Genomic DNA, 21,714 nt, shown 5'->3' with positions numbered 1-21,714 from the left:
AGGCGAGCGCGACGGGGAACATCCACATCGGCACCATGGCGGGGAAGTTGAACGGCGTGATGCCGGCGACCACCCCGAGGGGCTGGCGGATCGCGCTGCTGTCGACGCGGGTGCCGACGTTCTCGGTGATCTCGCCCTTGAGGAGCTGGGGGGCGCCGGTGGCGAACTCGACCACCTCCATGCCGCGCTGGATCTCGCCCTTGGCGTCGGAGAGGACCTTGCCGTGCTCGGCGGTGATGACGGCGGCGAGTTCGTCGATGCGATCCTCGAGGATGCGCAGGAACTTGTTGAGGATGCGGGCGCGGCGCAGCGGCGGGGTGGCGGCCCAGGCCGGGAAGGCGGCGCGGGCGGCCGCCACGGCGGCCCCGACCTCGTCGGTGCCAGCCAGGGCGACGGTGCCCGACTGCTCGCCGGTGGCCGGGTTGAAGACCGGCGCGGTGCGGCCCGAGCGGCCGGGCGTGCGGGCGCCGTCGACGAAATGAGCGATCTCGGTCGGCATGGGTGGTCCTATGGTGTGAAGGGAAGGGATGACGGGCGTCAGCCCGCCTTGAACTGGCGCGCCAGAGCCTCGGTGCCGCGGGCGAGCACGCCGACATCGATGGCCACGGCGGTAAAGGTGGTGCCGATCTCGATGCAGGTTTTCGCGAAGGCGGTGTCGGGGGTGAGGATGCCGGCGGGCTTGCCCGCCGCCAGGATGCGGCGCACCGCATCCTCCACCGCCGCGACCACGGCCGGGTGGCCGGGCTCGCCGACATGGCCGAGGCTCGCCGCGAGGTCCGCCGGACCGATGAAGACGCCGTCGACGCCGTCCACCGCGCAGATCGCCTCGATCCGGTCGAGGGCCTCGGCGGTCTCGACCTGCACCAGGAGGCAGAGCTCCTCGGTGGCCCGCTTGGCGTAGCCCGGGACCCGCCCGAACCGGGTGGCGCGGGTGAGGCCCGAGACGCCGCGCACGCCCTCGGGCGGATAGCGCGTCGCCGCGACCGCGGCGCGCGCCTCGTGCTCGTCCTGGACGTAGGGGATCAGCAGGGTCTGCGCCCCGAGATCGAGGAAGCGCTTGATCAGCACCGCGTCGTTGGCGGCCGGCCGCACCACCGCCGAGACGGGGTAGGGCGCCACCGCCTGGAGCTGCGCCAGCACGGTGAGCGGATCGCCCGGCGAGTGCTCGGTGTCGAAGAGCAGCCAGTCGTAGCCCGACCCCGCCACGGCTTCCGCCGCGTAGGAGCCCGGCAGGCTGCACCACAGGCCGATCTGCTGCCGGCCCTCGCGCAAGGCGCGCTTGAAGCGGTTCTCGATCACGGCCGCCTCAGACGAAGGAGACGCCGATGGCGCCGAGCGGGCCGTAATCGGCCTGGATCACGTCGCCGCGCTTGATGTCGACGGGGCGGGTGAACGAGCCGCCGAGCACGATCTGGCCTTTCTTCAGGCCCGCATCGACCGCCGCCAGCTTGTTGACGAGCCAGGCGACGCCGGCGGCCGGGTGGCCCATGATGGCGGCCGAGACGCCGGATTCCTCGATGATGCCGTTCTGCGACAGGGTCGCGCCGATCCAGCGCACGTCGACGTCGAAGGGCCGGATCGTGCGCCCGCCGACCACGATGGCGCCGAAGGCGGCGTTGTCGGCGATGGTGTCGACGATCGCCCGCGGCACCTCGGTGCGGTAGTCGATGATCTCGAGGGCCGGGACCACGAACTCGGTCGCCCGCATCACGTCGTAGATCCGGCAGCCCGGCCCCGACAGGTCCTCGCCCATGACGAAGGCGAGCTCGACCTCGAGCCGCGGCTTGATGAACAGGTCGGTGCGGATCTGCGCGCCGTCGTTGAACAGCGCGTCGTCGAGGATGCGGCCGTAATCCGGCTCGGTCATCTTCGAGGCCATCTGCATGGCGCGCGAGGTCAGGCCGATCTTGTGGCCGGCGAGCCGCGCGCCCGCGGCGATGCGGGCCTCGGCCCAGAGGTCCTGCACGCGGTAGGCATCCGCGATCTCCATGCCGGGAAAGGTCTTGGAGAGCTGCGGGCAGGGCACCCGCTCGCGCTCGGCCTTGAGGATGGCCTCGGCGGCCTTGCGGTGATCGTCGTCGCTCAGCACAGCTGTTCGCTCCAGGAGTGTCTTGGGGCTTAGAGTATTTTCCGACGAAGTGGACACCGGTTCGTCGATAAAAAATGCGGCAAAACCTAAAGCTTAGAGAGCTTCGCGATTGCACCGCGATCGTGAAGCGCTCTAGAGCATTTTCCGACGAAGTGGATGCCGGTTCGTCGTGGAAAATGCGGCGAAATCAAAGACCTAGAGAGCTTCGCGATTGCACCGCGATCGTGAAGCGCTCTAGTGCACCTCACGAAACTCCCGCCGCGATGTCGCCGCCACGGCAAGCCGAGGCGATGATCGGGAGTTTTGTGAGAGACGCTTACTTGATCGGGGGGCGCGGCAGCACGGCCTCGCCGGGCTCCATGACGTAGGTGTAGTCGAGGGCGTACCAGGGCGCCGCGACGTCGGCCGCGTCCGGATGCGCATGATCGTGCCGCACGAAGTCGCCGACCAGCGCCTTGGTGACGCCGAACTGCACGTCGGAATCGATGTGCGGGTCGTTGGCGTCGTAGACCTGCGAGATCAGCACCTTGAAGCCCGGCTTGAAGATCAGGGCGTGCAGGTGGGCCGGGCGCATCGGGTGGCGGTCCTGCGCGGCGAGCAGCCGCCCGACCACCCCGTCGGTGGGGATGGGGTAGCCGATCATCATCACCGAGCGGAACCAGCACCGGCCGTCCTCGTCGGTGGTGAACTTGCCGCGCAGGTTCATCTCGGCCTGCTCGGGATCCTGGTTCTCGTAGAGCCCGACCGGCGAGGCGTGCCAGACGTCGACCTCCGCTCCCGCGATCGGACGCCCCTCGCCGTCGACCACGCGGGCGTTGACGAGGAGCGGGTCGCCCGGCGTGTCGGAGCGCACGATGGTGCCGCCATTCGCGACCCGCGGCGCGTTGAGGCGCCAGAACGGCCCGAGCAGCGACTGCGAGGTCTCGGTGTTGCCGTGGTCGCCGTTGTTGAGGAGGCAGACGAGGGACGACACGCCGAGCGAGCCGGCCATCAGCACGAACTCGTTGTGGGTGTCGGAGGCGAGGGCGCCGATCTCGTTGAGGATCGCGGTGGCGTCGCGGAACTCGGCCTCGGTGAGGCGCACGTCGCGCACGAAGCCGTGCAGGTGGGTGATGAGCGAGGTCATGATCTCGCGCAGGCGCGGGTCGCGCGTCCGCGCCATGACCTCCAGAACGGCCGGCGTCACGTCCTGCTGGCGCTCGATGCGCATGGCTCTGCCTCCCTCTCGACTGCGCGGTCTGGTCTCATATCATCGATTATTCGTCAAGAAGCGATTGTTTCGAGAACGCTCGCAGCGCCCCATGCGTGTCATGTCGCGTGCATGGAAGGGGTCGACCGCGAATGGACGCGGGAGCCCAGCCGGCGGGCATGGGCATTCCGGAGCGGCGGGCATTCCCGTTAAATCATTGCAATAAAACGTATTAGCTCTCGATCCGCCAACCTCGACCACGCTCTGCTCCGGAAGAGGAGACACCGTGTCCGGCGACGCGACGGCGTTCCCCAGTCCGAACGGCATCGTCGGGTTTGACAGAAATAATCGTTTTTCGTAACGATCGTCGACGAAGGGCCGAATCGGGCTCCGGGGGAGATACGGTGTGACCGAGGCGAGGAGCCGACGCGCTGCGGGCGACCGGGACGGGATGCGGCCCGCCGCCGGATCGGCCAAGCCTTCGTCGGACAAGCCCGCATCGGCCCACCCCGTGCCGACCATGCCGGGCTCCGCCCTGGTCGACGACGGCAAGAACACGATGGCGAGCCAGCTCGTCGACCGGCTGCGAGAGGCGATCGTCTCCGGCCAGCTCGAGGCCGGCAGCAAGATCAACCTGGAGCGCGCCCGCGGCAGCTTCGGGGTGTCGCTGAGCCCGCTGCGCGAGGCCCTGGCCCGGCTGATCGCCGACGGGCTCGTGGTGTTCGAGGACAATCGCGGCTACCGCGTCGCGCCGGTCTCGCTGTCGAACCTGGAAGAGATCACCCGGCTGCGCGAGGAGTTCGAGGTCCTGGCCCTGCGCCAGGCGATCGCGATCGGCACCGTGGACTGGGAGGGCGACGTGATGCGCGCCCTCCACCGCATGAACCGGATCGCGCGCGACGCCGACCAGCCCGACACGCTGGAGCAGTGGGAGGCGTATCACCGCGAGTTCCACCTCACGCTGATCGCCGGCTGCCGCATGCCGCTGCTGCTGAACTTCTGCAGCGTGCTCCTGAGCCTGAACGACCGCTACCGGCGCTCCTTCCTGCGCCGCACGCCGGGCGGCGACCGCAACGTCGCCCAGGAGCACGGCGAGATCGCGCAGGGTGCGGTCGCCCGCGACGCCGATTTCGCCTGCGCCCGCCTGCGCGAGCACATCCACCGGACGGGCACCAACCTTCAGCGGCGCCTGTCCGACACGCTGGCCCCCTAGGCGCCCGCGCCCTCCCGATCGCCTCCTTCGAGCGACACCCTTCGAGCGACACCCATGCACGCCTCGTCCGACTGGCCGCTCGGCCTCGCCCACTTCACCTGCATCGGGGTGTCGCCCGTCGCGCTCGTCCGCCTGGCGGCCCGGACCGGCTGCGCGGCCGTGGGCCTGCGGCTCTACCCCGCCTTTCCGGGCGCGCCGTTCTACGAATTGCCGCCGGGCAGCGACGCCTTCCGGGAGATGCGCCGGGCGCTCGCCGACGAGGGGATGCGCGTCCACGACATCGAGTTCGTCACGATCGGCGAGGATTTCGTCCCGGCCTCGCTCGCCGGCATCCTCGAATCCGCCGCAGGGCTCGGCGCCCGGCGCCTGAGCGTGTGCGGCGACGATCCCGACCGCCCGCGCCTCGTCGCGCGCTTCGCCGAACTCTGCGACCTCGCGGCCGGGTTCGGCATGGGGGTCGACCTCGAATGCATGGCCTGGCGCCGGGTCGCCAGCCTGCCCGACGCGGTCCGGGTGGTCGAGGCCGCCGGCCGGCCGAACGGCGGCGTCCTCGTCGATGCGCTCCACCTCGCCCGGACCGGCGGATCGCCCGACGACGTGCGCGCCGTGCCGCCCGGCCTGATCCGCCACGCGCAGCTCTGCGATGCGCCGGCCGAGACGCCGCCATCGACGGACGCGATCATCCAGGAGGCCCGGGCCGGGCGCCTGGCCCCGGGGGAGGGGGCGCTGCCCCTGGGCGCGCTGGTCGCGGCCCTGCCGCCCACGACCTCCCTGTCGATCGAGGTGCCGATCACCGGGAGCACCTCGCCCGAGGCGCACCTGCGGGCGAACCTGGCGGCGGCCCGGCGGCTCCTCGCCGGCTGAACGCGGCACAGGGCCGGCACCGGGCCCGACGCGGCAACGGACCCGGCTGGAGCGCGAAACGCCCCGCCGGTCTCAAGAAAACAAGGGAACGACGCGCCGGTGCCTGGCTCCGATCCAGGCAGAGGATCCGTGCGCCTCGATGGCAAGGGGGGAACCACCATGACGACACGAATCGATCCGTCGAAACCGGCCGGGCTCGAACCGTCCGGCGTGCACGAACCGAAGAAGGCTGCGCTCGCGAGCTGGATCGGCAGCGCGGTCGAGTACTACGACTTCTTCATCTACGGCACCGCCGCGGCGCTGATCTTCCCGAAACTCTTCTTCTCGGCTGAGAACCCGCAGGCCGCGGCGATCGCCTCGTTCGCGACCTTCGGCGTCGCCTACATCACCCGGCCGCTCGGCGCGGTGGTGCTCGGGCATATCGGCGACCGCTTCGGCCGCAAGAAGGTGCTCACCTTCACGCTGCTGCTGATGGGCTTCTCGACCTTCATGATCGGCTGCCTGCCGACCTACGGCCAGGCCGGCATCCTGGCGCCGATCCTGCTCGTCATCGCCCGCCTGCTGCAAGGCATCTCGGCCGCCGGCGAGCAGGCCGGCGCCAGCTCGATGACGCTGGAGCACGCGCCGCCCCACCGCCGCGCCTTCTTCACCAGCTTCACCCTGAGCGGCACCCAGGCCGGGCTGATCCTGGCGACGCTCGCCTTCCTGCCGGTCTCGGCGATGCCCGAGGAGCAGATGCTGGCCTGGGGCTGGCGCATCCCGTTCTTCCTCAGCCTGATCGTGGTGGCGGTCGGGTTCTGGGTCCGCCGCACCCTGCCGGAGACGCCCGCCTTCGAGGAGGAGAAGGACCGGCACCACGAGGCCTCCGCCCCCGTGCTGGCGCTGTTCCGCAACCAGTGGCCGGACGTGCTGCGGGTGATCTTCGCCGCGATCATCTCGGTGGTGAGCACCATCTTCGCGGTCTACACCCTGTCCTACGCGGTCAACGTGGTGAAGATCCCGCGGCCGACGATGCTGACGCTCCTGATCCTCGCCAACGTGATCGCGCTGGCGGCGATTCCCCTCTGGGCCATGCTGGCCGACCGTATCGGCCGCCGCCCGGTCTTCATCTTCGGCGCGGTCGGCTGCGCCGTGCTGATCTACCCCTACCTGTGGGCGATCAGCCGCGCCGACATCACGCTCGTCTACGTCCTCGGGCTGCTGCTCTCGGGCGTCGTCTACAGCGCGGCGAACGGGATCTGGCCGTGCCTGTACGCCGAGATGTTCGAGACCCGCATCCGCCTGTCCGGGATGGCGATCAGCACCCAGATCGGCTTCGCCATCGGCGGCTTCGCGCCGAGCATCGCGGCGGCGCTCCAGGGCCAGGGCCAGGACGGCTGGGTTCCCGTCGCGATCTTCGTCATGATCACCTGCGCCATCGCGGCGGTGTCGATCGTGACCGCGCGCGAGACCTATCGGACGCCGATGCACGCGCTGGGCAAGCGGGTGTCCGCCCCCGCCGCCGGCCGCACCCGGACCGCGTAGCGCCAGTCGGGGGGCGGCCTCCCGGCCGCCCCTCCCCGCATCACGAGGAGGTACCACCATGATCCGAGGCACCACGACGCTGATCGCCCATCTCGGCTACCCGACCGAGTCGTTCAAGGCGCCGATGATCTACAATCCGTGGTTCGAATCCCGCGGCATCGACGCCGTGGTGATGCCGATGGGCGTCAAGGCCGAGGATTACCCGGAGGTCTTCCGGTCGCTGTTCCGGCTCACCAACATCCGCGGCGCCCTCGTGACCATGCCGCACAAGATCACCACCCTCGGGCTCCTCGACGAAATCAGCACCACCGCGACGATCGCCGGCTCGTGCAACGCGGTGCTGCGGCGCCCGGACGGGACGCTCGTCGGCGACATGTTCGACGGTGCCGGCTTCGTGCGCGGGGTCCAGCGCAAGGGCCGCGACCTCGCCGGCGCCCGGGTCCTGGTCGTCGGCAGCGGCGGGGTCGGCTCGGCCATCGCCGCTTCGCTCGCGGCGGCCGGCATCGCGGGGATCGGGGTCTGCGACCACGATCCGGCCGTCGCCGAAGCGCTGGCCGGGCGCCTGCGCGCGCATTACCCCACGCTCGCGGTCTCCGCCGGCAGCAACGACCCGGCCGGCTACGACGTCGTGGTCAACGCCACGCCGCTCGGCATGAAGGACGGCGATCCCCTGCCGATGGACGTCGCCCGCATCGCGCCCGGCACCTTCGTGGGCGAGGTGGTGATGAAGCAGGAGCACACGCCGTTCCTGCGCGCCGCCCTGGAGAAGGGCTGCCCGATCCAGGTCGGCACCGACATGCTGTTCGAGCAGATCCCCGCCTATCTCGAATTCTTCGGCTTCGGCACCACCACCGCCGAGGAATTGCGGGCGGTCGCCCGCCTGTCCTACTGAGCGTCCCGGAGAACTCCCATGCGCCGCCTCGTCTATGTGCTGAACGGCCCGAACCTGAACCTGCTCGGCAAGCGCCAGCCGCACATCTACGGCAGCGAGACGCTCGCCGACGTCGAGGCCTCCTGCCGGACGCTCGCCGGCGAACTGGGCCTGGAGATCCGCTTCCACCAGTCGAACCGCGAATACGAGATCATCGACTGGATCCACGAGGCGCGCGAGACCGCCGGCGGGATCGTCATCAACCCGGCGGCCTTCACCCACACCTCGGTGGCGATCCTCGACGCGCTCAACACCTTCGATCCGCCGGTGATCGAGGTGCACATCTCGAACGTGCACAAGCGCGAGGCCTTCCGTCACCATTCCTACGTCTCGCTGCGCGCCGACGGGGTGATCGCGGGCCTGGGCACGCAGGGCTACGGGCTGGCGCTGCGCCGCCTCGCCCAGCTCATCGACGCGAAGGCCTGAGCCGCGCGTCACGATCGCGTTGCAACACGGCACACGACAGTGACGTGAACCCGCGATGATTGTCTCTCCCACTCGCAACCTCATCCTGAGGTGTTGGCGATCAGAGATCGCACGCGATCGAAGATCGACTGACCTCGAAGGAGGGCTCCAGAAATCGCTGCGATTTCTGGAGCCCTCCTTCGAGGCTCACTGCGTTCGCACCTCAGGATGAGGTTGCGAGTGGGAAAGCCTTAATGCCCAAAAGCCTCACGCCCGTGTCGTGTACCGTAGCGCTGCGATCGCGAAGCTCTCTAGGATTTTGATTTTGCCGCATTTTCGTCGAAGAACCGGCATCCACTTCGGCGAAATCCGCTTAACGTCTCTCACAGAACTCCCGATCACCGACTCGGCTTGCTGTCGCAGCGACATCGCGGCGGGAGTTTTGTGAGGTGCACTTAGTAGGGCCGCGCCGCGAACCGCGCCGTCAGGAACCGGGGCCTGGCCGGCTCGGGCGCGGCCGCGAGGGTCAGGCGGGAGGGCTCCTCCGCCAGGCGCAGGCGCGAGAACGGGGACGGCTCGGTCTCGATCACCGGCAGCGGCACGAAGGCCGCCGCGACCCGGATCGGGTGGATCGGGGCGGGCGGGCGTCGGCGCGCCGGGATCACCACAACCTCGCGCCCGGCGAGCGCCAGGGCCTCGGGCCGGCTGACCTCGCCGAGGCCGGCCGGCACGATGAAGGCGGCGAACGGGCTCGCTGCCGGGCTCGGGTCCGGCGCGTAGGCGGTGGCGGTCGTCACGGTGGCGGTGGTCGCCGCCGCATTCGTCATCGAGGCCGCCGCGCCGGTGGCCGCCGCGCGCTTGATCAGCGCGGTGAAGCTCGGATGCTGGCCGCCATCGGCATAGGTGGTGCGCACCGCCTCGATCCCGCCCTCGACCAGGGCCTGGATGCGGCTCTCCTCCTCGCTGCGCCGCGTCGCCGCCAGAGCCTCGACCGCCGGGTCGGGGTAGGGGGTAAAGACGTAGCGCCCGCCCTCGACGGTCACCAGCGGCTCGCGGCCCGTCGCCTCGAACCGGTCCGACCCCTCCTTGAGCTGGCGCCAGAAGGCGATGTGCCGGTCGGTGCGGTGGCGCGCCATGGCCCGCGCGGTCATCCGGAACGGGAAGGCCTGGAACTGGAACCCCGTCTGCCCGCCGGCCAGCGCGTCGCGCACCAGGGCGTAGATCTCGCCGACCTGCCGGTCGGTCATGGCAAAGCAGCCCGCCGACGAGCAGGTGCCGTGCACCATCAGGGCCGAGCCGGTGCCGCCATGCGCCCGGTCGTAGGCGTTGGGATAGCCGATGTCGAAGGAGAGGTAGTAGGCCGAGTTCGGGTTCAGCTGGCGGGCCGCGACGGTGTAGAACCCCTCGGGCGACTGGCGGTCGCCGGTGCGGGTCTTGGGGCCGAGCTGGCCCGACCAGCGGCAGATCGGAAAGGTCTTGAGGTGGACGTAGCGGCCGTCCGCCGCCCGCTTCCACACCTCGATCTCGGATTCCTGCTTGTAGGCCCGCAGCAGCACCGGCGCCGAGGGCGCGGTGTTGCGCGCCGCCATCAGGCCGAGGGTGGCCGGGGGCACCGGGGCGAGGTGCTTGGGCGCCGCCTCGGCGGGCCGGCCGCCCGCCAGGATGAGGCCCGGGAGGACAGCCAGGCACAGGATCGTCCTTCCCCGCACGTCCATCCGCCGCTTCCTCCTCGCCCGGCCCCGTGCCTGGCACGGCAATGTGGCGGTTTTCGCGCCGTCGAGCCGGCCGGCCGGGCATCCCTCGCATTCGCAGGATTTCGTTAAGCCCCCGTTCGCGGCCCGGCGGGCAGCATCCGGCGTTTCGTCCTGCCGCAGGACGCCCGTCCCGCCAGGGACGCCGGACAGAGGGAGGCCGCCATGCCCCGGGCCGAACCGCGCTGGCTGCAGCTGGTGGACGACGCGCGGGGCGAGGCGGCGGACGCGCCGCTGGCCGGGGAGGCCGGACGGCGACGCCTCGCCGCCCTGCGGGGCCAGCTGCGCAACCATCTTGCCGGCCTGCGCCGGGACCCGATCCGCGCCGGGCCGGAGGCGGGCCCGGAGGAGGCCGAGACGGCGGCGATCCTCGCCCGGCTCGCCGCCGAGGTGACGCAGCTCGCGGAGGGCTGGGACCGCCTCGCCGAGGCGGTCGCCGCGCTGTCGGCGGGTGACGGCGCGCCGCCGGAGGAGTAGGGTCGCAGCCTTCCCGCCGGCAGATTCCGAACGACCATGGCCCCGACCATCAAGCTGCGACCGCTGGAACGCGAGGACCTTCTCTTCGTGCACCAGCTCAACAACAACGACAGCATCATGCGCTACTGGTTCGAGGAGGCCTACGAGTCCTTCGCCGAGCTGGCGCAGCTCTACGAGCGCAACATCCACAACCAGACCGAGCGTCGTTTCATCATCGCGACGCCGGAGAACGAGCGCGCCGGGCTGGTCGAGCTCGTCGAGATCAACCACCTGCACCGCTCCTGCGAGTTCCAGATCGCGATCCACCCGTCGTTCCAGGGCCGCGGCTACGCCCTGCGGGCGACGCAGATCGCCATGGACTACGCCTTCAAGGTGCTCAACATCCACAAGCTCTACCTGCACGTCGACAAGGACAACCGGCGCGCCATCGGCATCTACGAGGCCTGCGGCTTCGAGACCGAGGGCACCCTGCGCGACGAGTTCTTCGTGAACGGCAAGTACCGCGACGCGGTGCGGATGTGCATGTTCCAGCCGGCCTACCTCGCCCGGCGCGGCGGCGGCGACGTCAACGAGCCGGTGCTGAAGACCTGATCCCCGATGGACCGAAGTCCCCCCGCGCCGCGCGGGGGTGGAATGCGGCACCGGGCCTCTGGCGCCGACCGGCCCGGCTCCCGTATGGAGGGGGCCGACCGGGAGCCCCCAGAGCCTTGCTGCGCGAGACCTACCACATCGAGATCGTCGGCCCCGAGGACGCGCCGGTGCAGCGCGCCTCGGTCCGCACCACCGGCCTCGACGGCGCCCGCGAGCGGGCTTTGCGGCTCTTCCGCCGCGCCCGGGTGCCCCAGCGCTCCGGCCCCGCCGCCGAGGCGGTGCGCATCGTCGACGGCGCCGGCACCGAGGTGTTTCGCTGGAGCGTGTGGGATGAGGGCGCGGGGCGGGGCTGAGGCCCCAAGCGGGGGACGCCGCCGTCACCCCTCGGGCGGCGCCGGCACCGGCCCGCCCGCGACCTCCCGGCGCGGCTGGAGCAGCAGCGCGATCAGCCCCGTCCATCCGGTCTGGTGCGCCGCGCCCAGGCCCGCGCCGGTGTCGCCGTGGAAATATTCGTGGAACGGGACGTGGTCGCGAAAGTACGGGTCGTCCTGGAACAGCGGGCTGTCGCCGAGGACCGGGCGGCGGCCGTCGGGGCCGCGCAGGACCAGGCGGGTGAGGCGGGCCGACAGCTCGTCGGCCACCTGCGGCAGGGTGAGGTAGCGGCCCGAGCCCGCCGGGCACTCGATCGTGAAATCGGGACCGTAGAAGCGGCCGAACTCGGTCAGCGCTTCGACCAGCAAAAAATTGATCGGCAGCCAGATCGGCCCGCGCCAGTTCGAGTTGCCGCCGAACACGGCGGTGGTCGATTCCGCCGGCTCGTAATCGACCGCGAAGGTCTGCCCGTCCCAGGGGAAGCGGAAGGGGGCGGCGGCGTGCGCCTTCGAGACCGAGCGCACGCCGTGGGGGGAGAGGAACTCGGCCTCGTCGAGCATCCGGCGCAAGAGCGCCTTCATGCGGTGGCGGCGCAGCAGCGAGAGCAACACCCGGTTGCCGCGGCCCGGCTCCTCCCAGCGCGAGACCTGGGCGGCGAGGTCGGGGCGGTGGGCGAGCAGCCAGCGGGCGCGCCGCGCGAAGGCCGGGAAGCGCTCGGACACGCCCTCGTCCAGCACCTCGACGGCGCAGAGCGGGATCAGGCCAACGAGGGATCGCACCCGCAGCGGCACCTGGCGGCCGCCGGGCAGGCTCAGGACGTCGTAGTAGAACGCGTCGGTCTCGTCCCACAGACCGGCACCGTCACCGCCGACATGCGTCATCGCCTCGGCGATGGTGAGGAAATGCTCGAAGAACTTGGTGGCGATGTCCTCGTAGACCGGATTCTCGAGCGCGAGTTCCAGCGCGATGCGCATCAGGTTGAGGCTGTACATCGCCATCCAGGCGGTGCCGTCGGCCTGGTCGAGGGTGCCGCCGGTGGGGAGCTTGGCGGAGCGGTCGAAGAGGCCGATGTTGTCGAGCCCGAGGAAGCCGCCCTGGAAGACGTTGCGGTCGCCGGCATCCTTGCGGTTCACCCACCAGGTGAAGTTCAGCATCAGCTTGTGAAACACCCGCTCCAGGAAGGCCCGGTCGGGTTTTCCCGTCATCGCCTGGTCCATGCGGTAGACGCGGAGCGCCGCCCAGGCATGGACCGGCGGGTTCACGTCGCCGAAGGCCCATTCGTAGGCCGGCAACTGCCCGTTGGGGTGCATGTACCATTCGCGGGTGAGCAGGATCAGCTGGCCCTTGGCGAAGGCCGGGTCGATCAGCGCGAAGGTCACGCAGTGGAAAGCGAGGTCCCAGGCCGCGTACCAGGGATATTCCCACTTGTCCGGCATCGAGACGATGTCGGCGTTGTTGAGATGCGTCCACTCGCCGTCGCGGCCGTGGCGGCGGGCCTCCGGCGGCGCCGGCTGGGCCGGGTCGCCGTCAAGCCAGCGCCGGACATCGAAGTGGTAGAACTGCTTCGACCACAGCATGCCGGCGAGCGCCTGGCGCTGGACGAGGCGGGCATCCGGGTCGGCGATGTCGCGCTGGAGCGCGCCGTAGAAGGCGTCGGCCTCGGACAGGCGGCGCGCCATCACGGCGTCGAAGGCGGCCGGGTCGCGGTCGTCGGGGCTCGCCGCCGGGCCCAGGCGGAAGCGCAAGACCACGGTGCCGCCGGCCGGCACGGCGATCCTCGTCCAGGCGGCGCATTTGGTGCCCTCGGCGAGCGGATTCACCGCCTCGTGCCGGCCCGAGACCACCCGGTCGTTGATCGCGTCCTTCGGGTGGGCCGGGCCGGGGGTGCCGAATAGCCGGCCGGTGTTGGTCTCGTTCTCGCAGAACAGGAACTCGGCCGGCTGGAGGGCCGCGAAGCGCAGGGCCGGGGCGCGCCCGCGCGTCGCCGCGACGGCGCCGGTGTCGGTTAGGCGCAGCAGCGGCCGGGGCTGCTCGGCCTCCCAGGATTCACGGCCCCACGACCAGGTGTTGCGGGCCAGAAGCTGCGGCAGGACGTGGAGGTCGGCCGCTTCCGGCCCGCGATTGACGAGGGTCACCCGCATCAGCACGTCGTCGGGCGCGGCCTTGGCGTAGTCCACCGTCACGTCGTGGTAGCGCCCGCCCTCGAACACGCCGGTATCGGCGATCTCGTATTCGGGGAGGTTCTTCCCCTTACGCCGGGCGTTCTCGGCGACGAGGTCGGCATAGGGGTAGGGGGCGTGCGGATACTTGTAGAGCATCCGCATGTACGAATGCGTCGGCGTCCCGTCGAGGTACCACCACAGCTCCTTGACGTCCTCGCCGTGGTTGCCCTCGTCGTTGGTGAGCCCGAACATCCGCTCCTTCAGGATCGGGTCGCGGCCGTTCCACAGGGCGAGCGACAGGCACCAGAGCTGGCGGTCGTCGCTGAAGCCCGCGATGCCGTCCTCGCCCCAGCGATAGGCGCGGGAGCGGGCGTGATCGTGGGGCAGGTAATCCCAGGCGGAGCCGCCTTCGCTGTAATCCTCCCGCACCGTGCCCCATTGCCGCTCGCTCAGGTACGGCCCCCACAGGTGCCAGCCCTCGGCCTCGACGGCGGCGAGCCGGCGGCCTTCCTCGGTGTCGGCGAGGTGGGGAGCGGGATCGGGCATCGCGGCTTTCTCTCGAGCATTTTCCGACGAAGTGGAAGCCGGTTCGTTGCAGAAAATGCGACAAAACAAAGACTTGGAAAGCTTCGCGAGCGCAGCGCGCTCGTGAAGCGCTCCGGTCCGGTCACGCCGGGTCGTCGGCCGCGCGCCGTGCCCCCGGGGGCCCAAGCCCGAGGGGACGCCCCGGGCCCGTCGGCCGGTCGCGCGGCTCCGCGGTCAGTCGCCGTCGAGCGGCAGCCAGCGCCGGCCGTCGCGGGCCAGAAGCTCGTCCGCCGCCTTCGGCCCGGCGCTGCCGGCCTCGTAGGGCTCCGGCTCGCCGCCCGCCCCCCAGGCCTTGACCAGCGGATCGACGGCGGCCCAGGACGCCTCGATGTTGTCGGCGCGCTGGAACAGGGTCGCGTCGCCGCACAGGCAGTCGTACAGCAGGGTCTCGTAGCCGACATTCGGCTCCTGCGGGAAGAACTCGTCCTCCCGGAAGGTCGAGCGCACGGCGCCGAGCCGCATCGACGGGCCCGGCACCTTGGCGTTGAACTCGGTCGTCATGCCCTGGACCGGATCGACCATGATCCGCAGGATGTTCGGCGCGACCTGATCGACGGGCGTGTCGCGGAACAGCCGGTAGGGCGCCGGCTTGAAGTGGACCGCGATCTCGGTGCGCCGCCCGGTCATCCGCTTGCCGGTGCGAAGATAGAACGGCACCCCGCCCCAGCGCCAGTTGTCGATGGTGAGCTTGAGCGCCGCGTAGGTCTCGGTGCGGCTGTCGCCCGCGACGTGCGGCTCGTCGCGGTAGCCCGGGACGGCGCGGCCCTGCTCGGTGCCGGCGCGGTACTGGCCGCGCACCGCGTCGCCGGGCTGGACCGGCTGCACCGCCTGGACGAGCTTCGCCTTCTCGGTGCGCACCGCTTCCGCGTCGAACGAGACCGGCGGCTCCATCGCGGTCATGCACAGGAGCTGGAACAGGTGGTTGGGCACCATGTCGCGCAGCGCCCCGGTCGGCTCGTAGAAGGCGCCGCGCTCCTCGACGCCGATGGTCTCGGCGGCGGTGATCTGGACGTGGTCGACGAAGTCGCGGCGCCAGATCGGCTCGAACATCCCGTTGGCGAAGCGGATCGCCATGATGCTCTGCACCGTCTCCTTCCCGAGGAAGTGGTCGATCCGGTAGAGCTGCGATTCGTCGGCCACCGCGAGCAGCCGCTTGTTCAGCTCCTGGGCCGAGGCGAGGTCGCTGCCGAACGGCTTCTCGATCACCACGCGGCGAAACGCGCCGTCGGATTGCTTCAGGAGCCCGGCCTGGCCCAGGTGCTCGACGATCGGCGCGAAGAACCGCGCCGCCACCGCGAGGTAGAACACCGCGTTGCCGGGGATCTTCTCGGCGATCGTCTTGTAGGTCTCGGGCGCCAGGAAGTCGCCCTTGAGGTAGTGCAGCCGGTCGCGCACGAAGCCCCAGGCCGTGGGGTCGATGTGCTTGGCGTGGAACTCCGCGGTCTCGTCCTTCGTGAAGGACTCCATCGTGTCGGAGAGGCTCTTGCGCCAGCTCTCGTCCGAGCCGTCGGTGTGGTCGACCCCCCAGATCGTGGTCGTCTCGTCGAGGAGGCGGCTGCCGGCGAGGTTGTAGAGCGCCGGCATCAGCAGGCGCTTCGTCAGGTCGCCGCCGGCCCCGAAGATCACCAGGGTCGCGGGCGGGGCCGGCTTGCTGCCGGAGGCGGCGTGCCCCTCCACCGGGACGTGCGACGTCATGGGGCTCTCCTGACCTTTGGGCGCTTGCGGCCAGGAAGCTAGATCCCGCACCGCAGCGGACAAGGGACGGACCCGGACGGCGGCGCGCCGGGGATGCAGGCCTCACCCGCATCCCCGCCGCCTTTCCGGGGGCCCGGCGCCGGCCTAAGGTTAGTCCCTGGAATCGACATCGAGAGCGAGCGGGACATGGCGGACGGCACCAGGCAGGCGGGCGGCGTCGCGGTGATCGGGAGCGGCGGGATCGGCGGCTACCTGGCGGGTGCGCTGGAGCGGGTCGGGCGCGACGTGACGCTCTGCGTGCGCACGCCGTTCGACCGCCTCGTCGTCACCGACGCCTCCGGCGAGCGCGAGGTGCCGGTGCGCATCGTCGCGGATCCCGGTGCGGTCGGCCCCGCCGACTGGGTGCTGGTGACCACCAAGGCGCAGGATACCGCGGGCGCCGAGCCCTGGTTCCGCAGCCTCGTCGGGCCCGGCACCCGGGTGGTGGTGATCCAGAACGGCGTCGGCCAGGCCGAGCGGGCGCGGCCGCACCTGCCGGCGGGCGCGCCGGTGCTGCCGGCGATCATCTACTGCTCGGTCGAGCGCACGGCGCCCGGCCGCATCGCCCATCACGGCGGCACCCGGATGACCGTGCCGGCGGGCGCCGACGGCGCCGCCTTCGCCGAGCTGTTTTCCGGCACGCCGTTCGAGATCACCCAGGAGGCGGATTTCGTCACCGTCGCCTGGCGCAAGCTGCTGAGCAACGCGGTGGTCAACCCGGTCACGGCGCTCACCCTGCGCCGCATCGTGGTCTTCAACGACCCGGCGATCCGGGAGCTCGGCCGCGGGCTGATGGACGAGGTGATCCGGGTCGCCAACGCCGAGGGCGCGCGGCTCACCGACGAGGACGCCGCGCGCATCCTCGACGGCTACACGCGCATGCCGGCCGACGGCGGCAGCTCGATGCTCTACGACCGCCTCGCCGGCCGGCCGCTGGAGCACGCCCATCTCACCGGCGCCGTCGTCGAGGCGGCGGAGAGGCACGGGATCGCCGTGCCGCTCAACCGGGCGATCCTGGCGCTCGCCGCGGCGGCGAGCGGGCAGGGGCTGGCGGGGGACCGGTAGGTCAAAGGCATCCTGCCGGATACCGGGCTTGCGCCGGGCCGCGGCCCGGCGTCAGCTCGCCCGAGCGCCGCGGGACCGGCGCGACGGGGAGGCGGGCATGAACGGGCGAGCATGGACGAGGTGAGGATCGCCGTCGCGGGGGCGGGGCAGGTCGGGCGGCGACACGTCGAGGAGATCGGGAAGCACCCCGGGACGCGGCTCGCGGCGATCGTCGATCCCGGCCCGGGTGCCGCCGCCATCGCCGACCGGGAGGGCGTCGCGCTCCACGACACCCTGGAGGCGTGCCTGGCCGCCGACCGGCCGGACGGGGTGGTGCTGGCGACGCCCAACCGCCTGCACGTCCCGCAGGGGCTCGCCTGCATCGCGGACGGGATCCCGGTTCTCATCGAGAAACCCCTCGCGCACGGCCTGGAGGAGGGCGAGCGACTGGTCGCGGCGGCGGAGGCGGCCGGGGCCCGGGTGCTGGTCGGCCATCACCGCCTGCACAGCCCGCTCCTGCGCCACGCGGTCGCGGCGGTGCGGGCCGGGCTCCTCGGCCGAATCGTCGGGGTGATGGGCAGCGCGGTCTTCTGCAAGCCCGACGCCTATTTCGCGGGGGCCAACGCCTGGCGGCGCGAGCCGGGCGGCGGTCCGCTCCTCATCAACATGATCCACGAGATCGGCAACCTGCGCGCCCTGGTGGGCGAGATCGCCGCGGTCCAGGCCACCGCCTCGAACGCCGTGCGGGGCTTTGCCGTCGAGGACACGGTGGCGATGACCCTGCGCTTCGCCAACGGTGCCCTCGGCACCTTCCTGCTCTCCGACACCGCCGCCGCGGCCCGGAGCTGGGAGCAGACCTCGCGCGAGAACGCCGACTACCCGACCTATCCCGACGAGGACGCCTACACGATCCTCGGCACCGAAGGCTCGCTCGCCGTGCCGACCATGCGGGTGAAGCGCTACGCGGGCGCACGCTCCTGGTTCGAGCCTTTCGCCTGCGAGACGCTGGCGGTGGAACGCGCCGACCCGCTGGCGGAGCAGATCGCGCATTTCGCGGCGGTGATCCGGGGCGAGGCCGCACCGCTCGTGAGCGCCCGCGACGGGCTGCAGAACCTGCGGGTCGTCGACGCGATCGCGCGGGCGGCCCGCACCGGCGGCACGATCGAGATCCCGGCCCGCTGACGCGGGCGGGGCGGCCCGCCGCCACGCCCCGGAGGTGGCGGGCCGTGGCGGCTACTGGCCGTCACCGCCGCCACCGCCGCCGGTATTCGGAAGACCACGCTCGGGATCGGACGAGTTCGAGGTGTTGGCGGTATCGTTCGACCAGTTGTCGGCGCCGGTGCCGCTGCGGGCGAGCGTTCCGGTGGCGCCGGGCCCCGAGTTCTCGACTTGCGAGCGGCTGCCCTCGAAGACCTCCTGCCGGCCCTGGAACGGTGTCGTCAGTTGCGGCGGTCCCGGCTCCCGAATCTCAGCTGGGTTAGCCCCGGTCTGCGCCAGGGCCGGCACGGCCAGAAACACCGCGACACCGGCGATGCACAATTGCTTCATGTCTGCCTCCCGGTTCGAATCCTCCGCGTCGCTCGCGGAGCAGCAGGCACGATCTAGGTCTTCCTGTTCGGAATGCCACTTCATCATTCCGCGAGCGGCATGCGGCGGGTGCATGGGGTACGGCCGGCCCGTTCACGAGCTCTGCGGCGCGACCTCGACCCAGATTGCCGTCCCCTCGACCCGGACCGGATAGGTCGCGAGGTCGCGGCAGACCGGCCCGCCCTGGGCCCGGCCGGTGGCGATCTCGAACAGGCCGTAATGGGCCGGGCACTCGATGTAGCCCTCCACCACCTCGCCCCCGGCGAGGGCGACGCCCGCATGGGTGCACAGCCCCTGCGTGGCGTGAACCGCGCCGTCGAGGCGATAGAGCGCGAGGGCGATGCCCCCGGCCTCGCGGGCGAGCACCGGACGCTCCGCGAAGTCGGCGAGGTCGGCGACCGGATACCAGGTCATGGCAGCCGGCTCACGGGGCGGGCAGCACCACGGCCCGGCAGGGGCCGAAGCCGATCGGCGCGAAACCCTCGCGCCGGCCGTGGGCCGTCAGGATCACCTCGTCGCCGTCCTCGAGGAAGCGGCGCTCCTCGCCGTGGGCGAGGCGGAGCGGCGCCTTGCCGCCCTCGGTGGTCTCGAGCAGGCTGCCGCAGGCCTCGGGCTCCGGGCCCGACAGGGTGCCGGTGCCCAAAAGGTCGCCCGGGCGCAGGTTGCAGCCCCCGCTGGTGTGGTGGGCCACCATCTGCGCCACCGTCCAGTACATGTGGCGCGCGTTGGAGCGCGCGACCCGGTGGGGCGGCAGCCCGGCCTCGCGGGAGGCGGCAGTCGAGAGCAGGATCTCGAGGTCGAGGTCGAGGGCGCCGCCGGCCTGGTCGGCGGGGTCGAGGAGATGGGGCAGGGGGGTCGGATCGCCGTCGGGCCGGGGCGCCTGCGGGATGCGGAACGGCGCCAGCGCCTCCGGCGTGACGATCCAGGGCGAGATCGTCGTGGCGAAGCTTTTTGCCAGGAACGGCCCGAGCGGCTGGTACTCCCAGCCCTGGATGTCGCGCGCCGACCAGTCGTTGAGCAGGCAGAAGCCCGCGATCCGGTCGGCCGCCTCCGCCACCGGCACCGGCGCGCCGAGTTCGTTGCCGGGCCCGATCCACACCCCGAGCTCCAGCTCGTAGTCGAGCCGGCGCGACGGGCCGAAGACAGGCGCATCGAGATGCGGGGGCTTGGCCTGGCCGCGCGGCCGGCGCACCGGCGTGCCGGAGGGACGGATCGACGAGGCGCGGCCGTGATACCCGACCGGCAGGTGCTTGTAGTTCGGCAGGAGCGGTTGGTCGGGCCGGAACTGGCGCCCGGTGTTCATGGCGTGGTGGATGCCGACGAAGAAGTCGGTGTAGTCGCCGATCCGCGCCGGCAGGTGCAGGGTGCAGGCGCCGGCCTCGTGCAGCAGCGGCGGCACCCGGTCGCGGTCCGGGCTGTCCGCCCGCAGGAGCGCGAAGAGCTGGTGGCGCAGGGCCCGGCGCGGCCCGGCGCCGAGGGCGAGCAGCCCGGCGAGGTCGCCGGATTCGGCCGCCGCGACCGCCCGGGCCGCCTCGCCGGTCAGCAGGCCCGCGGCGTGCGCCGCGGCGAGGTCGAGGATGTGGCCGCCGATCGCGACGCCGGCCCGGCTCGCCCCGCCGGGCGGCGCGAACACGCCGAGCGGCAGGTTCTGGATCGGGAAGTCCGGGTGCCCGTCGGCCCCCGGCACGCTGCAGCGGACGGCCGGGTCGTGGGTGTGATCGAGGGCGGTCCGGTCGGCGGTCGGCATCAGCGCGGCTCCGGGCGGTTCGGGTCGAAGTGCTTTTCCAGCTTGCGACCGTAGGCGCCGTACTCCGCCTGGAGCGCCGGGGTCTCGGCGGCGAAGCGGCTGACCTTCTGGGGAAAGCGGGTCTCGAACATGAAGGCCAGCGTGCCCTCGAGCTTGTGGGGCTTCAACTCGACGGTCGAGGCCTTCTCGAAGGCGTCGGCGTCCGGCCCGTGCGGCAGGAGCGTGTTGTGCAGCGAGGCGCCGCCCGGACGGAAGCCGCCGCCGGTCTTGGCGTCGTAGACGCCGTAGACCAGCCCCATGAACTCGCTCATCACGTTGAGGTGGTACCAGGGCGGCCGGAAGGTGTTTTCCGCCACCAGCCAGCGGTCGGAGAAGATCACGAAATCGATGTTGGCCGTGCCGGGCGTCTCGGAGGGCGAGGTCAGCACCGTGAAGATCGACGGGTCGGCGTGGTCGAACAGGATCGGGCCGACCGGCGCGAACTTGCGCAGGTCGTACTTGTAGGGCGCGTAGTTGCCGTGCCAGGCGACCACGTCGAGGGGCGAGTGCGCGATCTCCGCCGCCCAGAGTCGGCCGCCCCACTTCACCAGCATCGTGCCGGGGGCGTCGCGGTCCTCGTAGGCCGCGACCGGGGTGAGGAAGTCGCGCTGGTTGGCCAGGCAGTTGGCGCCGATCGGGCCGCGCTCCGGCAGCGTGAAGGCGCCGCCGTAATTCTCGCACAGGTAGCCCCGGGCCGGGCCGTCGAGCAGCTCCACGGCGATCTTCACGCCGCGGGGGATCACCGCGATCTCGCCGGGGCCGGCCTCGATCACCCCGAACTCGGTGCGGACGCGCAAGCCGCCCTCCTGCGGCACCACCAGCATCTCGCCGTCGGCGTTGTAGAAGTACTCGTCCCGCATCGACCGGGTGGCGAGGTAGAGGTGTGCGCCCATGCCGGCCTGCGCCCCCGCATCGCCGGCGAGCGTCATGGTGCGGATGCCCTCGACGAAGGACAGCGGCTCGTCCGGGATCGGCACCGGATCCCAGCGCAGCGGCGCCGGCGGCAGGTCGACGGTCGCGCCCGGGGCGGTGAGCCAGAGCCGGGCATCGACCGGCCGGAAGGCACCCCAATGGGCGACCGTCGGGCGGATGCGGTAGAGCCAGGAGCGCTCGTTGGCGGTGCGCGGCGCGGTGAAGGGCGAGCCGGAGAGCTGCTCGGCGTAGAGGCCGTAGGGACATTTTTGGGGCGAGTTGCGGCCGACCGGCAGGGCGCCGGGCAGCGCCTCGGTCTCGAAGCCGTTGCCGAAGCCCGACATGTAGCCCGGGCTCAGGCCCGAGCCGGTGGCGGCGGGACGAAGCCCGGACGGCGCCTGGATCGTCATGGCGGCGGTCCTTTCCTGCCCTGTCGAATTGGTTTCAGTTGCAACCTTTCCATCTGGATAGGAGGGGCCGAAACCGGCGTCAAGCGGT

At 71.5% G+C, this 21,714-nt stretch carries 21 protein-coding genes; 10 read left to right on the top strand and 11 right to left on the bottom strand.

All coding sequences use genetic code 11. The annotated features are described in order from the left end of the window. The 4 genes from BMX97_RS29250 to BMX97_RS29235 all read right to left on the bottom strand — a co-directional run. The coding region (locus BMX97_RS29250; protein WP_143074742.1) for an aldehyde dehydrogenase family protein at window positions 1-499 on the bottom strand (499 nt) is incomplete at its 3' end. A 38-nt stretch (window positions 500-537) separates the two neighbouring features. After that, the gene (gene hpaI / locus BMX97_RS29245; protein ID WP_091754672.1) at window positions 538-1,299 is read right to left on the bottom strand and encodes a 4-hydroxy-2-oxoheptanedioate aldolase; all 762 of its coding nucleotides are present in this window, start codon (window positions 1,297-1,299) and stop codon (window positions 538-540) included. Between the two features lie 7 nt (window positions 1,300-1,306). Further along, on the bottom strand, window positions 1,307-2,089 hold the full coding sequence (hpaH, locus tag BMX97_RS29240) for a 2-oxo-hept-4-ene-1,7-dioate hydratase (protein ID WP_091754671.1): 783 nt from the start codon (window positions 2,087-2,089) through the stop codon (window positions 1,307-1,309). 316 nt (window positions 2,090-2,405) lie between these two features. Further along, on the bottom strand, window positions 2,406-3,299 hold the full coding sequence (locus tag BMX97_RS29235; RefSeq protein WP_091754670.1) for a dioxygenase family protein: 894 nt from the start codon (window positions 3,297-3,299) through the stop codon (window positions 2,406-2,408). Between the two features lie 499 nt (window positions 3,300-3,798). Here BMX97_RS29235 and BMX97_RS29230 point away from each other — a divergent pair, with 499 nt between their 5' ends. The 5 genes from BMX97_RS29230 (at window position 3,799) to aroQ (ending at window position 8,236) form a co-directional block, all read left to right on the top strand. Next, entirely contained in the window at window positions 3,799-4,491 is a 693-nt protein-coding gene (locus tag BMX97_RS29230) for a GntR family transcriptional regulator (protein ID WP_060849218.1), read from the top strand. Between the two features lie 54 nt (window positions 4,492-4,545). Then, window positions 4,546-5,355: a sugar phosphate isomerase/epimerase family protein gene (locus BMX97_RS29225; RefSeq protein WP_091754669.1), complete on the top strand. Its 810-nt coding sequence runs from the start codon at window positions 4,546-4,548 to the stop codon at window positions 5,353-5,355. A 159-nt stretch (window positions 5,356-5,514) separates the two neighbouring features. Continuing rightward, a complete protein-coding gene (locus BMX97_RS29220) occupies window positions 5,515-6,879 on the top strand; it encodes an MFS transporter (protein WP_091754668.1) in 1,365 nt (454 codons plus the stop codon). 58 nt (window positions 6,880-6,937) lie between these two features. Next, entirely contained in the window at window positions 6,938-7,771 is an 834-nt protein-coding gene (locus tag BMX97_RS29215) for a shikimate dehydrogenase family protein (protein ID WP_091754667.1), read from the top strand. A gap of 18 nt (window positions 7,772-7,789) precedes the next feature. Beyond that, window positions 7,790-8,236 (top strand): type II 3-dehydroquinate dehydratase, encoded by a 447-nt coding sequence (aroQ, locus tag BMX97_RS29210; RefSeq protein WP_091754666.1) that lies wholly within the window; start codon window positions 7,790-7,792, stop codon window positions 8,234-8,236. A gap of 434 nt (window positions 8,237-8,670) precedes the next feature. Here aroQ and BMX97_RS29205 read toward each other — a convergent pair whose 3' ends face one another. Then, the gene (locus BMX97_RS29205; protein ID WP_244538704.1) at window positions 8,671-9,804 is read right to left on the bottom strand and encodes a L,D-transpeptidase family protein; all 1,134 of its coding nucleotides are present in this window, start codon (window positions 9,802-9,804) and stop codon (window positions 8,671-8,673) included. Between the two features lie 327 nt (window positions 9,805-10,131). On the opposite strand from BMX97_RS29205, the gene BMX97_RS29200 reads away from it, so the two are divergent. The 3 genes from BMX97_RS29200 to BMX97_RS29190 all read left to right on the top strand — a co-directional run bounded on the left by BMX97_RS29200 (window position 10,132) and on the right by BMX97_RS29190 (window position 11,387). Further along, window positions 10,132-10,443, top strand: coding sequence for a hypothetical protein (locus tag BMX97_RS29200; RefSeq protein ID WP_091754665.1), 312 nt, complete (start codon window positions 10,132-10,134; stop codon window positions 10,441-10,443). Window positions 10,444-10,479: 36 nt separating this feature from the next. Further along, window positions 10,480-11,034 (top strand): spermidine N1-acetyltransferase, encoded by a 555-nt coding sequence (gene speG / locus BMX97_RS29195; protein ID WP_048435413.1) that lies wholly within the window; start codon window positions 10,480-10,482, stop codon window positions 11,032-11,034. 119 nt (window positions 11,035-11,153) lie between these two features. Then, the gene (locus tag BMX97_RS29190) at window positions 11,154-11,387 is read left to right on the top strand and encodes a hypothetical protein (RefSeq protein WP_091754674.1); all 234 of its coding nucleotides are present in this window, start codon (window positions 11,154-11,156) and stop codon (window positions 11,385-11,387) included. Window positions 11,388-11,411: 24 nt separating this feature from the next. Here the strand turns inward: BMX97_RS29190 and BMX97_RS29185 are convergent, their stop codons facing one another. Together BMX97_RS29185 and zwf are read right to left on the bottom strand one after the other, a co-directional pair. Continuing rightward, window positions 11,412-14,114 carry an MGH1-like glycoside hydrolase domain-containing protein gene (locus BMX97_RS29185; protein ID WP_091754664.1) on the bottom strand — a complete coding sequence of 901 codons (2,703 nt, stop codon included), beginning with the start codon at window positions 14,112-14,114 and terminating at the stop codon, window positions 11,412-11,414. A gap of 213 nt (window positions 14,115-14,327) precedes the next feature. Then, window positions 14,328-15,848 (bottom strand): glucose-6-phosphate dehydrogenase, encoded by a 1,521-nt coding sequence (gene zwf, locus BMX97_RS29180; protein ID WP_091754663.1) that lies wholly within the window; start codon window positions 15,846-15,848, stop codon window positions 14,328-14,330. A gap of 186 nt (window positions 15,849-16,034) precedes the next feature. Here zwf and BMX97_RS29175 point away from each other — a divergent pair, with 186 nt between their 5' ends. Next, the gene (locus tag BMX97_RS29175; RefSeq protein WP_177202395.1) at window positions 16,035-16,952 is read left to right on the top strand and encodes a 2-dehydropantoate 2-reductase; all 918 of its coding nucleotides are present in this window, start codon (window positions 16,035-16,037) and stop codon (window positions 16,950-16,952) included. 111 nt (window positions 16,953-17,063) lie between these two features. After that, window positions 17,064-18,113, top strand: coding sequence for a Gfo/Idh/MocA family protein (locus BMX97_RS29170; protein ID WP_091754661.1), 1,050 nt, complete (start codon window positions 17,064-17,066; stop codon window positions 18,111-18,113). Window positions 18,114-18,164: 51 nt separating this feature from the next. Here BMX97_RS29170 and BMX97_RS29165 read toward each other — a convergent pair whose 3' ends face one another. The 4 genes from BMX97_RS29165 to hmgA form a co-directional block, all read right to left on the bottom strand. After that, window positions 18,165-18,479 carry a hypothetical protein gene (locus BMX97_RS29165; RefSeq protein ID WP_091754660.1) on the bottom strand — a complete coding sequence of 105 codons (315 nt, stop codon included), beginning with the start codon at window positions 18,477-18,479 and terminating at the stop codon, window positions 18,165-18,167. Window positions 18,480-18,611: 132 nt separating this feature from the next. Beyond that, window positions 18,612-18,932: a Rieske (2Fe-2S) protein gene (locus BMX97_RS29160; RefSeq protein ID WP_091754659.1), complete on the bottom strand. Its 321-nt coding sequence runs from the start codon at window positions 18,930-18,932 to the stop codon at window positions 18,612-18,614. Window positions 18,933-18,942: 10 nt separating this feature from the next. Then, window positions 18,943-20,265, bottom strand: coding sequence for a fumarylacetoacetase (gene fahA, locus BMX97_RS29155; protein ID WP_091754658.1), 1,323 nt, complete (start codon window positions 20,263-20,265; stop codon window positions 18,943-18,945). Continuing rightward, entirely contained in the window at window positions 20,265-21,626 is a 1,362-nt protein-coding gene (hmgA, locus tag BMX97_RS29150) for a homogentisate 1,2-dioxygenase (RefSeq protein WP_091754657.1), read from the bottom strand. The genes fahA and hmgA overlap by 1 nt, the downstream gene beginning before the upstream one ends. Window positions 21,627-21,714: the final 88 nt, after the last annotated feature.

The sequence above is a fragment of the Methylobacterium sp. ap11 genome (genome assembly GCF_900110515.1).
Taxonomy (GTDB): domain Bacteria; phylum Pseudomonadota; class Alphaproteobacteria; order Rhizobiales; family Beijerinckiaceae; genus Methylobacterium; species Methylobacterium ajmalii.
Note: the sequence above shows the minus strand (reverse complement) of the source record. Positions and strands in the feature narration are given on the sequence as shown.

What these genes read in the sequence shown, in the direction of transcription:
- BMX97_RS29235 (WP_091754670.1), bottom strand. Translation starts at nt 3,299, where the DNA reads ATGCGCATCGAGCGCCAGCAGGACGTGACGCCGGCCGTTCTGGAGGTC.
- BMX97_RS29230 (WP_060849218.1), top strand. Translation starts at nt 3,799, where the DNA reads ATGCCGGGCTCCGCCCTGGTCGACGACGGCAAGAACACGATGGCGAGC.
- BMX97_RS29225 (WP_091754669.1), top strand. Translation starts at nt 4,546, where the DNA reads ATGCACGCCTCGTCCGACTGGCCGCTCGGCCTCGCCCACTTCACCTGC.
- BMX97_RS29220 (WP_091754668.1), top strand. Translation starts at nt 5,515, where the DNA reads ATGACGACACGAATCGATCCGTCGAAACCGGCCGGGCTCGAACCGTCC.
- BMX97_RS29215 (WP_091754667.1), top strand. Translation starts at nt 6,938, where the DNA reads ATGATCCGAGGCACCACGACGCTGATCGCCCATCTCGGCTACCCGACC.
- aroQ (WP_091754666.1), top strand. Translation starts at nt 7,790, where the DNA reads ATGCGCCGCCTCGTCTATGTGCTGAACGGCCCGAACCTGAACCTGCTC.
- BMX97_RS29205 (WP_244538704.1), bottom strand. Translation starts at nt 9,804, where the DNA reads ATGGCGGCGCGCAACACCGCGCCCTCGGCGCCGGTGCTGCTGCGGGCC.
- BMX97_RS29200 (WP_091754665.1), top strand. Translation starts at nt 10,132, where the DNA reads ATGCCCCGGGCCGAACCGCGCTGGCTGCAGCTGGTGGACGACGCGCGG.
- speG (WP_048435413.1), top strand. Translation starts at nt 10,480, where the DNA reads ATGGCCCCGACCATCAAGCTGCGACCGCTGGAACGCGAGGACCTTCTC.
- BMX97_RS29185 (WP_091754664.1), bottom strand. Translation starts at nt 14,114, where the DNA reads ATGCCCGATCCCGCTCCCCACCTCGCCGACACCGAGGAAGGCCGCCGG.
- zwf (WP_091754663.1), bottom strand. Translation starts at nt 15,848, where the DNA reads ATGACGTCGCACGTCCCGGTGGAGGGGCACGCCGCCTCCGGCAGCAAG.
- BMX97_RS29175 (WP_177202395.1), top strand. Translation starts at nt 16,035, where the DNA reads ATGGCGGACGGCACCAGGCAGGCGGGCGGCGTCGCGGTGATCGGGAGC.
- BMX97_RS29170 (WP_091754661.1), top strand. Translation starts at nt 17,064, where the DNA reads ATGGACGAGGTGAGGATCGCCGTCGCGGGGGCGGGGCAGGTCGGGCGG.
- BMX97_RS29165 (WP_091754660.1), bottom strand. Translation starts at nt 18,479, where the DNA reads ATGAAGCAATTGTGCATCGCCGGTGTCGCGGTGTTTCTGGCCGTGCCG.
- BMX97_RS29160 (WP_091754659.1), bottom strand. Translation starts at nt 18,932, where the DNA reads ATGACCTGGTATCCGGTCGCCGACCTCGCCGACTTCGCGGAGCGTCCG.
- fahA (WP_091754658.1), bottom strand. Translation starts at nt 20,265, where the DNA reads ATGCCGACCGCCGACCGGACCGCCCTCGATCACACCCACGACCCGGCC.
- hmgA (WP_091754657.1), bottom strand. Translation starts at nt 21,626, where the DNA reads ATGACGATCCAGGCGCCGTCCGGGCTTCGTCCCGCCGCCACCGGCTCG.